We start from the raw sequence: 12,110 nt of genomic DNA, 5'->3' as shown, positions 1-12,110 counted from the left end.
TAAGAAAAAAAGTACATATTTTTGTACTTAACAAATATTATTATAGTAAGAAATAGAAGATGAAAAAAGGGGGAGGAAAAAGGAATGGCCGTTGAGTTAATGAGAGATTTACTGAAGATAGATCAGGTCATAGGAGAAGGGGATACCCAGGCACTTGTAGAGGGGGAGATACTTGTACCAGATGTTAAGCCTGATATTTCTAGAATATTGTCTGTAGATGGAAATATAAATATCACAGGAAAAGAAGCAGTTGCTGATAAAATCGTTGTAGATGGTGTAGTTAATTTTAAAATCCTTTATGCTTCAGAAGCAGGAGATTATCCAATCTATAGTATGAATGCTAGTGCAGGCTTTAGCCAAAAAATTGATATACCAGAAACACAGCCTAATATGGATATGGATGTAGTGGCAGAAATAGAACATATTGATTTTAGTGTAATAAATGAAAGAAAAATATCTATAAAAACTGTTCTAAATCTTACAGGAAAGAGTATAGCTACATCAAAAATGGAAGTACTAAGAGGGGTAGAAGGATTAGAAGATTTGCAGATTCTAAAAAATACAGTTTATTATAATGATAGGATAGGAAATAATCATTCAGAAACAATTGTACGAGAGAATTTTGAAATAGATGAAAATATGCCGGAAATTGCTGAAATATTAAAATGTGATGCTTTTGCAGTAGAAAAAGAAAAGCAGGTAACAGATGGAAAGGTTATTGTTGGTGGTGTTGTAAAGGTAAATACTCTTTATGTAGCAGATGATGATAGAAATTCTTTATTTTTATTAAAACATGAGATTCCTTTTACCCATTTTGTAGAAGTTACAGGGGCTATGAAAGATATGGACAGTAAGGTAAAATTAAAAGTAGATGAAGTATATACAGATGTGAAAGAAAATATAGATGGAGATAGGAAAATATTTGAAGTAGAAGCAATGGTAAAAATTGATGCAATTGTAAATGATATAGAGGAAAAAGAAGTTGTGGTAGATGCTTATTCGCCAAGTAAAAAGTTAAAGATCGATAAAAAGAAAGTAGTCTTTAACCAAACAGTAGGAAAAAATGCTTCTAATATGGTAGTAAAGGAAATGTTAGATCTTCCTTCTAATTATCCAGAAATTTTTAAGGTGTTTAGTATAAATACAAACCCTATAATTACAGAAGTGAGCATGGTTGAAGATAAAAATATTATTGAAGGGATTATTGAAGCGGATGTATTATATATATCCCAAGATAAGGACCAATCAGCACATAGTTTCCGCCAGGAAATACCATTTAGACATTTTGTTGAGGTGGATGGAGCAAGAGAAGGAATGCAAACAGAAGTTGACATACATATCAATGATGTAGATTACAGCTTAATAAATCCTGAACAAATAGAGCTTAAGGTAAACATAGGTGCTAGTTGTATTGTAAGCAAAAAACTAGAGATAGACGTTTTAGTAGATGCGGAAGAATTAGATGAAATGGTGGATTTAAGCAAACGACCAAGTATTACAATATATTATGTACAGCCAGGAGATACACTTTGGAAAATTGCAAAAAGATATCATACAACTGTAGATGATTTGATAAAGACAAATAATATAGAAAATCCAGAAAGGATTATACCAGGAGATCAGATTATTATTCAAAAAACATTTAAATATAAGATTTAAAAAGTCCGTGAGCTTCACGGACTTTTTTTTGTAAAAAATATATTGTATACGATTGTATAGTAAAAAATGATAAAATAGTAATGAAAGAATGATGAGGAGTGAAACGAATGGATGAAATAAAGATACGAGGCAGAGCAAAGATTAATTTATCATTAGATGTTTTAAGAAGAAGAGAGGATGGCTATCATGAAGTAAAGATGATTATGCAACAGATAGATTTATATGATGAAATATTATTAAAAAATATAGATAAGGGAATTCTATTGGAAAGCAACTGTGAATTTATCCCTACTCATGAAGGAAACATTGCATATAAAGCAGCAAAGCTTATGATGGAAAAGTTTCATGTGGATAGGGGTGTACACATATACATAGATAAAAAGATTCCAGTAGCAGCAGGCCTTGCAGGAGGAAGTACAGATGCAGCAGCTGTAATGATAGGGCTAAATAAATTATGGGGAATTAATGCTACGAAGGAAGAACTTATGGAGGCGAGTTTATCTTTAGGAGCTGATGTTCCTTTTTGTATATTAGGAGGAGCAGCGCTAGCTGAGGGAATTGGTGAAAAATTAACGCCTATAAGAGGAATTAATGAATGGGTTGTTCTTTGCAAACCAAATATAAGTGTATCTACAGCAAGTGTATATGGTAATTTAGATGTAAGTAAAATTAGGAAGCATCCAAATACAGATATAATATTAAATGCTTTAGAAAATCAAGATTTGCAAAGTGTTGTGGAGAATTTATGCAATGTTTTAGAACCTGTAACAGAAAGCATGCATCCTATTGTAAAAGATATTAAAAGAAAAATGTTAGAATATCATGCTTGGGGAAGTTTGATGAGTGGAAGTGGCCCAACAGTATTTGGTATATATAAAGATTACAACAAAGCAAAAAGTGCTTATGAAAATTTGAGCAAAGTATACAATCAAGTGTATCTTGTCAAGACTTATGATGGGAGGGGATCGTATGACCATAAGTAGATTAGGAGATTTAAGACTTCAAAATTATCAACCGCTTAGGGATGTAGTTTTTGAACATCTAAGAAATGCCATTCTAAATGGAAATTTAAAACCTAGTGAGAGATTAATGGAAGTTCAAATAGCAGAACAGTTAGGGGTAAGTAGAACACCTGTTAGAGAAGCCATCAGAAAATTAGAATTAGAAGGTCTTGTAGTGATGATTGCTAGAAAAGGAGCTTATGTTGCAGATGTATCAGTAAAGGATATTTTAGATGTATTAGAAGTAAGAAGTGTATTAGAAGGATTAGCAGCTGCCTTAGCAGCAGAGAGAATAACAGATGAAGAATTAGAAGAACTTGAATTAATATCTAATAATTTTAAAAAAGCATTAGAAAATGATGATAAAGAAAAAATGATTGAAAAGGATATGCAGTTTCATGATAAAATATTACGGTCTACTCGAAATCCAAAATTGATTCAGATTGCTCAAAGCTTACAAGAGCAGGTGCAAAGATTTAGAACAACTTATTTTATAGAATACAATCAATTAAAAACCATATTGTCAGATCACCAGGAAATTCTTGAAGCTATCTCTAATAGAGAAGTAGAAAAAGCTCAAAAGGTAGCACAAAAGCATGTGGATGATCTGGAAAGTACGATTATGAAATTTGCAGATAAAATAAAAAAAGAATAGCAATATTAAAGGAACAGTTTTTTAGCTGTTCCTTTTTTGTATATACTTACCTAAATATGTAAACATTATATTATAAGATTGTTTAAGAAGGTGATGTCATTTTGTTAAAATCTATAATGTTTTTCTATAAAGAGATGAAAGATTTTTATAGTTTTTATGTATTTTTTTTAAGCATAAGTATTGGGCTATTTTGTTTATTTGTAGATTATAAGTCATTGAGGAAAAAGAAATTAAAAAAAGAGGCAAAGATTTGCAAATTTATAGGCTGGACATATTTAGTTGGAAATATTGGGTTTTATATTATTTTTAAGGTGTTCGAATAAAAGGAGGACAGACTATGGGATTTTTTGAGAAATTATTTGAAGATAAAAAAGAGGATGAAAGAGAAAAAATTCCTGTTTATAAGGATTATGATAAAAATTTACAGAAAATAAAAGAAATCTTAAATAGTTGTGATGACATTATATATCGAGAATTTTATGCAGGAAAAGAAGAAAAATTAAAATTTGCAACTGTTTATGCAGAGGGGTTGGTAAATACCAATTTATTAAATGATTTTGTATTAAAAAATCTTATGGCATTGTCTCCTGATGAAAATATTGATTTTAAAGTATTGAAACAAAAAATATATGAAGCCATAAAGGATGGTGCCATTGCCGTATCAGATATTAAAGAAATTGATGATATTAATAGTGCTATTGATTCGATTCTTTCTGGAGATACAGTATTGATTTCTGATAAATGGGATAAACTTATTGTCATTGCTTCAAAGGGATGGCCTATGAGAGGGGTTAGTGAGCCATCTACAGAGACAGTAATTAGAGGTTCAAGAGATGGATTTACTGAGACTTTGCGTGTTAATACGTCATTAGTTAGAAGAAGAATTAGAGATCCAAAATTTAAGATTAAGCAGATGCAGTTAGGAGAAAGGTCTAAGACAGATATAGCGATTCTTTATATTGAAGAAATTGTAAATAAGAACGTATTAAAAATGGTAAAAGAAAGACTAGATAAAATACATATAGATGCCATATTAGAAAGTGGATATGTTGAACAGTTGATTGAAGATGAATGGAGATCTCCATTCCCTCAAATTCAGCATACTCAAAGACCAGATACAGTATCTGCAGCACTTTATGAAGGACGTGTAGCTATTATAATAGATAATACTCCTTTTGCACTTTTGATTCCAGCAACAATTGTTACATTAATTCAGTCTCCAGAAGATTATAATGAAAGGTTTTTTATTGCTTCGGCTCTTAGAATATTAAGATGTTTATCTATTGTGGTAGCACTTATACTACCGAGTTTGTATATTGCTATTACCTCTTACCATCCGGGAATGCTTCCTACGGATTTGGCTATGTATATTGCTGGGAGCAGGATGAATGTACCTTTTCCAGCCTTTATAGAGGCTTTTATAATGGAAGCTTCTCTTGAATTATTAAGAGAAGCTGGAATCAGATTGCCTGGGGCTATTGGTGCTACAATTGGTATTGTTGGAGGTCTTGTGTTAGGACAAGCTGCAGTAGAAGCAGGAATTGTGAGTCCTCTTATAGTTATTGTTGTTGCACTAACAGCTATGGCTGCTTATACAACGCCTAATTACAGCCTGGCTATATCTTTTCGAATGTTAAGATTTATATTAATGGGATTAGCAGGTGTATTGGGATTATATGGAATAATACTCGGGTTGATTATTATACTGATTCACCTATGCAATTTAAAAGAGCTTTGGAGTACCATATTTAAGTCCATTTGTAGCTAGTGAAATGACGATGAAAGACTTTAAAGATGTTTTTATTAGAGCGCCTCTATATGCTATGAAAAAAAGACCAGAATTTTTGCATAGAAGTGATAGCGATAGATTAAGAAAGGTCAGAGAAAATGTAGAAGTAGAGGATGGTGAGCAGGATGAATAGAAACAATGATAAAATATCTAGCTTCCAATTGGGATTAATTCTTGCTGTTAACATGGTAGGGGTAGGAATTTTGACTCTTCCTAGAACTATTACAGAAGCAGTAGGTCCTGATGGATGGATTGTACTATGTATTACTATTTTGATCGTTTTTTGTTTGACCCTTTTTATGACCAAACTTACAAGAAAATTTCCTCAAGAAACAGTGGTGGAATTTAGTACTACATTGATAGGAAAGCCCTTAGGACTAATAATATCTATAGGGTTTTGTATATATTTTATTATAATATCTGCTGCTGAAGTAAGAGTATTTGGAGAAATAGCAAAAGAATATTTGCTTTTTAATACACCTATTGAGGTATTGATTATTACATTGCTAGCTACAGCTGCTTATTTAGTTAGGAGTGGTATAGAGCCAATTGCAAGAATGGCGCAGATTGTATTTCCTATTGTTACATGCATTGCAATTGTACTGATACTTCCTGTGCTTCCAGAAATTGATATGACAAATTTATTGCCTTTTTTTCATACTCCAATATTGAAAATTTTAAAAGCAATTCCTATTACTTTTTTTAGTTTTATAGGAATAGAGGTGCTTATGGTTTTTTCTGCATTTGTAGTAGATTTAAGAAATATTACAAAACATGCATTTATGTCTGTAGGGATGGTAGGGGCTATCTATATGTTTATAATCATTGTAACGGTTGCAAGGTTTGGGATAATTGAGAGTACTCATATTATATGGCCGTCAATTGAGCTTTTTAAGACAGTAGATTTACCAGGGGCTTTTATAGAAAATATTCAAGTTTTTGTGATCGCTATGTGGATTTTTTCTGTATTTATGACTTTAGTGGTTTTATACTTTGGGGCTAGTCTTATATTGAGTAGAGTTTTAAAATCAAGGGAGCAAAACTACTTTGTATTGCCTATACTTCCTATTATTTATTATATTTCTTTGATACCAGATAATATAGCTCAGGTAAATGATTATATAGATTTGCTTTCAAACTATTTAGGGAGTTTTTATGTTATAATACTGCCTTTGTTGCTTTTAGGGGTCAGTATATTTAGAAAGAAAAAAGGAGGGAAGAAGGGTGCATAAATGGAAGATAATCTTTATTGGGTTAATGAGTATAGTCTTTTTTACAGGTTGTTGGGATAAGGTAGAAATAGATAAGAGGGCTTTCATTACCATGTTCGGAGTAGATAAATATAATGAACAAGAGAAAGCTTCAGACATAAAAAGAAATAGATATGTTATAACTTTTGAATATGCTAATACAGGATTGATTGCTGGAAAAGTCCAAGGGAAACCAAACTTTTTAATGACTTCTGTAGGAATTAATGCAAATGATATAATAGATCTTATCAATACAAGAATCAATAAGACTGCATATTTTGGTCATCTGAAGGCTGTAGTTATAGGAGAAGAATTTGCAAAAGAGGAAAAATTATTAAGAGAAATATTAGATGTAATAGAGAGGAGCCCTTCTATTGGTAGAAAGGTAAATTTAATGATTACGCCAAGTCTTCAGAAGGATGTTTTAAAGGTGAATCTAGAAGAACAACCTGTACTTGGATTATTCGTAAGAGATTTGGTAAAAAAAAGGGTATCATCTAGAGTTGCAGATGCAGACTTAGGATACATTCTTAGAAGTCTTCATGAAAGTCGTGCAGCTATAGTACCTAGAATAATACCAGATGATAAGGGTATTAAAATTGCAGGTGCTGCTGTTTTAAAAGATTTTAAAATGGTAGGTTATTTAGGAGAGATAGAGACTAATGCACTGATGTATATGTTAGATAAGATGAAGGATAGTGTAGTTAATGTTTCTGTGGACAATCTTATTATTCCAATGGAAATAACAGAAACAAAAACTAAGATGAAGGTTTTTGAAAAAGATGGAAAAATAATAACGAGTTTTGAGGTCAAGGGGGAAGGTGATTTGACACAACATTTATTTGAGGTAAGAAATCAACCCCTAGATAATAAATATATAAATAAATTAGAAAAAGCATTGTCAAAAAAGATTCAAGAGCAAATAAAATCAACTTATAAAAAAATACAGAAGGATTTTGGAGCAGATTTGGTGCAAGCTGGTGAATATCTGAGGAAACATGAGCCAAATACATGGGATAAGGTAAAGGATAATTGGGATGAAATTTTTCCGAAAACAGAAGTAGTGGTTCATGTAGATATGAAAATAAGAAGAGTTGGAGTCACCCAATAAATACCAAGGAAAAATATATAAATTTTAGTTTAAAATTTCCCCTATTTGTTAATACTGAAAGTATAATAAAAGATTAGCAATAGGGGGAGTTTTTATGGAAAGGAATATAAAAATGGTATATATAAAGAAAGCAAAAAAGAGATTTATTATTGGAATTATACTTATTGCATTTATAACAGCTGGATTTTATAGTTTTACAAAAGATGTATATAAAAACCAAAAAAGCTACAAAGAGCATCTAATTAGATTTCATGTAATTGCAAATAGCGATTCTAAAGAGGATCAAGCTTTAAAGTTAAAGGTAAGGGATAGAATCATTAAAGAGATGAATCCTAAGTTTGAAAATTCAAAGAGCTTAGATCAAACGAGAATGATCATAGAAGCAAATTTAAGCAATATAGAAAAGATTGCTAAAGAAGAAATCAAAAAAAATAATAGTAATTATTCAGTAAAAGCAATGCTTGGAAATTTTAATTTCCCCACAAAAAACTATGGAGCCATCACATTACCTGCTGGAAATTATGAAGCTTTAAGAGTTGTAATTGGAGAAGGAGAAGGGGCAAACTGGTGGTGTGTGTTATTTCCTCCTTTATGTTTTATTGATATAAACAATGGATTGACAGATGAAAGGACAAAACAAGAAATGATGAATGTATTAACAGAAGAAGAATTTAAAATGATTCAAACAGCGAGAAGTAGTAATGAAATGCCAATAAAGCTAAAATTTAAAGTTGTCGAAATATTAGAGTACGCAAAATCAAAATTTGATAAGGTAGTGGGAATGAAATAGATTGAAGGTTTTATCCTTCAATCTATTTTTATATCCAAAAATAACCATACCCTTCCTTATGGAATAAATAAAGAAAGCCCTACAAAAAATAAGGATGAAAGGAGGCTACAATATGAGAAGAAAATTATTTTTTATAAGTTTTTTCATAATAATTTCCTTATGCTTATCCTTAACATATGATAGCTATTTTAATATAGGATCTGCTTTAGAAACTTTATATTGGGGATCTAGCGGATCAGAAGTAAAACAGCTTCAAACAAAATTAAAAAATTGGGGATATTATGATGGACCGATTGATGGTGTATTTGGCGGAGGAACTTTTGAAGCAGTGAAAAAATTTCAAAAAAAGAATGGATTAACGGTTGATGGCGTAGTAGGACCCAAAACAGCAGAAAAGTTAGGCTTTCCTGTGGAAAAGACTACTAAAGGAGCAGATTATAGGCCTAGCAGTCAAGGGACGACAAGGAATGATGAGGTAACACTTTTGGCAAAAGCAATAACAGGTGAAGCAAGAGGAGAACCATACATAGGACAGGTAGCAGTAGGTGCTGTCATTTTAAATAGGACAAGACATCCTTCATTTCCAAATACTATTGCAGGGGTGATTTATCAGCCAGGTGCATTTACTGCAGTAAGTGATGGACAAATAAATCTGCCACCAGAGGATAGCTGTATAAAGGCAGCGCAAGATGCATTAAATGGATGGGATCCAACGGGAGGGTGCTTATATTATTGGAATCCTGCTACAGCTACTAGTAAGTGGATTTGGTCTAGAAAGGTAGTTAAAAAAATAGGGAAACACTGGTTCGGTAATTAAGGAGGGATGTAAATGAAAAGATATACACTCTTAATTATTCTTGTTGTTGCTTTGGTAGCTACAGGTATATGGGGCTATAATCAATATAAAGAAAAAAATGATTACTATACATTTTTAGATAATCAATTTCAAAGAATGTATTATGATTTAATGACAAGTGTAGAAACCATTACTACTGATTTATCAAAATTAATGGTATCTTCCCAAACAAAAGAAAATATTCTATTGTATTCAAATATATGGCAGAATGCTTATAATGCTCAAGAAAAGTTATCCCAACTTCCTATCAAACATGCAGATATAACTAAGACAGAAAAATTTTTAAGCCAATTAGGAGATTATACATTTGCTATGTATAATCGAAGCATTAAAGAAGAAAAATTAGGAGAAAAAGAAATTGACAATTTAGAAAAACTTCATAATTATGCATTAGAATTAGCACAAGATTTACATGATTTGCAAAAGAAGGCTTTAAAAGGTACTGTTTGGAAGGGTGAACTAAGAAGAGAAGGAAGCAAAAAATTAAACAAAGAAGCAGAAAAAGAGAATCCTATTCAATTAAAGTTTAAAAAGTTTGAAGAAAGAATGGTAGAATATCCAGAGCTTATTTATGATGGACCTTTTTCAGAGCATGTAATTGCAGGAATGCGTCCAAGATTAAAGGGCGATAAAATCACACAGGAAGAAGCAAAAAAGAAAGTGATAAAAGCTTTAGATGGAAAAATTGATAAAGTAGAAAAGCTTACAAATGGGAAAGGCAGAATCGATACGTACAGCTTTGAAGTTATACCTAAAAATCAGACAAAAGGAAAAGGAAATCCTATATATATAGATATTACCCAAAGAAAAGGATATATTGCTTGGATTTTAAATAATCGAAAAGTAGAAAAAGCAAATATTTCTCCAAAACAAGCAATAAAATATGCTTCTAAGTTTTTAGAAAATCAAGGATTTAAAAACATGATTCCTACTTATACACTAAGATATGATGGTGTCGTCCTTATAAATTATGTATACAAACAGGAGAATGTTTTGATGTATCCTGACTTAATTAAAGTTAAGGTAGCTTTAGACAATGGAGAAATTGTAGGCTTTGATGCAACCCACTTTTTGACTGCAAATTATAAAAGAGATATTAAAAAGCCAAAGATTACACCAAAAGAAGCAAGAGAGAAGGTAAGTGTTCGTGCAGAGGTGGAAAAGAAACCACAATTATGCATCATTCCAACTAGTTCTTTTGGAGAAATTTATTGTTATGAATTTGAGGCAAACTATAAGGGAGATAAATTCTTAGTATACATTAATGCTAATACTGGCGAAGAAGAAAAAATATTAAAGCTTATTAAGAATGAAAATGGAACATTAATGATTTAGGAAAAATATGCAGTTGTTTTATACAAAGCAACTGCATATTTAATTTATTATTGGTGACTTTAAAAAATGATTTGATTAATAAATCCTATAAGTATAGAATATTAATGAATTATATAAAAAATCATTTACTTTGGGGGTTAAGTCATGGGTAAAAAAACGAATGTAGCTGTTGTGTTCGGTGGAAGGTCAGGAGAACATGAAGTATCTCTTATGTCTGCAACATCAGTGATAAAAGCAATAAATAAAGAAAGGTATAATTGTTTTCCTATAGGAATTACAAAGGAAGGCAATTGGATGATATATAATGGACCTATTGAAAAAATTGAAAATGGAGAATGGGAAGAAATAGCAAAAAAACAATTGCAAGAAGATAATGAGGAGATGGCTTCATGTATTCCATTTAATGGAGAAAAATCAAAATTTCTTGATAAAATGGATGTGATTTTTCCCGTATTGCATGGCCCCTTTGGAGAAGATGGAACTATTCAAGGATTGTTTGAAATGGCAGATATTCCATATGTAGGGGCAGGGGTATTGGCTTCTGCTATAGGAATGGATAAGGTCTATACAAAAAGAATATTTGAATATTCAGGATTACCTGTGGGAAAATATTTAGTAATCATGAGAAAAAAAATAAGAGGTAATAAAAAAGAATGTATTGAGCTAATTGAAAAAAAATTTCAATATCCAGTATTCTTAAAACCTGCAAACTTAGGATCTAGTGTTGGTATAACAAAAGCACATAATAAGGAAGAATTAATCAATGGCTTAGAAGAAGCAGCAAAACATGATAGAAAGATTTTGATAGAAGAATTTATTAATGGTAGAGAAATTGAATGTGCAGTACTTGGAAATGATGAGCCAAAAGCTTCTATATTAGGTGAAATTCTTCCTTCGCATGAATTTTATGATTATAAGGCAAAATACTTTGACGACGGAAAATCAAAAATGGTTATTCCTGCAGACCTTTCTGAAGATAAATCTATAGAAATAAGAGAATTAGCTATAAAGGCTTACAAGGCTATAGACTGTACAGGGCTTGCAAGAGTTGATTTTTTCTTAGAGAAAGATACAAATAAGGTTTATATTAATGAAGTAAATACAATGCCAGGTTTTACAAAATACAGTATGTATCCTTTATTATGGGAACAAACGGGAATTCCTTATGATCAATTAATTGATCAATTAATTCAGCTAGCATTAGAAAGATATAAAGACAAATAAGAATGAGGTGTACAAATGAAGAAGGTAATGTTAAAAATTGAAGGTATGCAGAAAAATATGGATGGAGAAGAAAATACTATTGAATTATTTACAGAAGGAAAACTATATGAAAAAGGAGATTATATATATTTAATCTATGAAGAAACAGAGGTTTCTGGTATGGAAGGGTGCACTACAACGGTAAAGCTTTCAAAAGATAAAATATCAATGAAAAGATTTGGGGCATTAAAGTCAGAAATAATATTTGAAAAAGGGAAACGATTTAATACAAATTATCATACTCCTTATGGAACCTTTAACATGGAAGTGCTAACTAAGGAGATCGAATACTCAATTACAGATGCAAAAAAAGGAGATATTCGTATCGAGTATTTTGTGAATTTACAAGGGATGGCTGAAAGTACAAATAAATTAAATATAAAGATTATGTAAGGTAGAGA

Annotated in this window: 11 protein-coding genes and 1 pseudogene; all 12 read left to right on the top strand. The window is 31.1% G+C overall.

Annotated elements, in window-relative coordinates:
• Positions 1-84 precede the first annotated feature (84 nt).
• The 12 genes and pseudogenes from FQB35_RS13920 (at position 85) to FQB35_RS13870 (ending at position 12,102) form a co-directional block, all read left to right on the top strand.
• Entirely contained in the window at positions 85-1,659 is a 1,575-nt protein-coding gene (locus FQB35_RS13920; protein ID WP_148810450.1) for a DUF3794 and LysM peptidoglycan-binding domain-containing protein, read from the top strand.
• Positions 1,660-1,766: 107 nt separating this feature from the next.
• The gene (ispE, locus tag FQB35_RS13915; protein ID WP_148810449.1) at positions 1,767-2,642 is read left to right on the top strand and encodes a 4-(cytidine 5'-diphospho)-2-C-methyl-D-erythritol kinase; all 876 of its coding nucleotides are present in this window, start codon (positions 1,767-1,769) and stop codon (positions 2,640-2,642) included.
• On the top strand, positions 2,629-3,315 hold the full coding sequence (locus FQB35_RS13910) for a GntR family transcriptional regulator (RefSeq protein ID WP_148810448.1): 687 nt from the start codon (positions 2,629-2,631) through the stop codon (positions 3,313-3,315). The genes ispE and FQB35_RS13910 overlap by 14 nt, the downstream gene beginning before the upstream one ends.
• Before the next feature lie 116 nt (positions 3,316-3,431).
• Positions 3,432-3,638 (top strand): CLC_0170 family protein, encoded by a 207-nt coding sequence (locus tag FQB35_RS16700; protein WP_408625506.1) that lies wholly within the window; start codon positions 3,432-3,434, stop codon positions 3,636-3,638.
• A gap of 14 nt (positions 3,639-3,652) precedes the next feature.
• A pseudogene (locus FQB35_RS13905) lies at positions 3,653-5,237 on the top strand (spore germination protein).
• The gene (locus FQB35_RS13900; RefSeq protein WP_168198360.1) at positions 5,230-6,336 is read left to right on the top strand and encodes a GerAB/ArcD/ProY family transporter; all 1,107 of its coding nucleotides are present in this window, start codon (positions 5,230-5,232) and stop codon (positions 6,334-6,336) included. Before FQB35_RS13905 ends, FQB35_RS13900 begins: the two are co-directional and overlap by 8 nt.
• Positions 6,329-7,465 carry a Ger(x)C family spore germination protein gene (locus FQB35_RS13895; protein ID WP_148810446.1) on the top strand — a complete coding sequence of 379 codons (1,137 nt, stop codon included), beginning with the start codon at positions 6,329-6,331 and terminating at the stop codon, positions 7,463-7,465. Before FQB35_RS13900 ends, FQB35_RS13895 begins: the two co-directional genes overlap by 8 nt.
• Positions 7,466-7,559: 94 nt before the next feature.
• Entirely contained in the window at positions 7,560-8,255 is a 696-nt protein-coding gene (gene spoIIR, locus FQB35_RS13890; RefSeq protein WP_231701807.1) for a stage II sporulation protein R, read from the top strand.
• Between the two features lie 112 nt (positions 8,256-8,367).
• On the top strand, positions 8,368-9,072 hold the full coding sequence (gene sleB, locus FQB35_RS13885; protein WP_148810445.1) for a spore cortex-lytic enzyme: 705 nt from the start codon (positions 8,368-8,370) through the stop codon (positions 9,070-9,072).
• Positions 9,073-9,084: 12 nt separating this feature from the next.
• Positions 9,085-10,446: a germination protein YpeB gene (gene ypeB / locus FQB35_RS13880; RefSeq protein WP_148810444.1), complete on the top strand. Its 1,362-nt coding sequence runs from the start codon at positions 9,085-9,087 to the stop codon at positions 10,444-10,446.
• Between the two features lie 144 nt (positions 10,447-10,590).
• Positions 10,591-11,670: a D-alanine--D-alanine ligase gene (locus FQB35_RS13875; RefSeq protein WP_148810443.1), complete on the top strand. Its 1,080-nt coding sequence runs from the start codon at positions 10,591-10,593 to the stop codon at positions 11,668-11,670.
• A 15-nt stretch (positions 11,671-11,685) separates the two neighbouring features.
• Positions 11,686-12,102 (top strand): DUF1934 domain-containing protein, encoded by a 417-nt coding sequence (locus FQB35_RS13870; RefSeq protein ID WP_148810442.1) that lies wholly within the window; start codon positions 11,686-11,688, stop codon positions 12,100-12,102.
• Positions 12,103-12,110: the final 8 nt, after the last annotated feature.

This window comes from Crassaminicella thermophila (assembly GCF_008152325.1).
Lineage (GTDB): Bacteria > Bacillota > Clostridia > Peptostreptococcales > Thermotaleaceae > Crassaminicella_A > Crassaminicella_A thermophila.
Note: the sequence above shows the minus strand (reverse complement) of the source record. Positions and strands in the feature narration are given on the sequence as shown.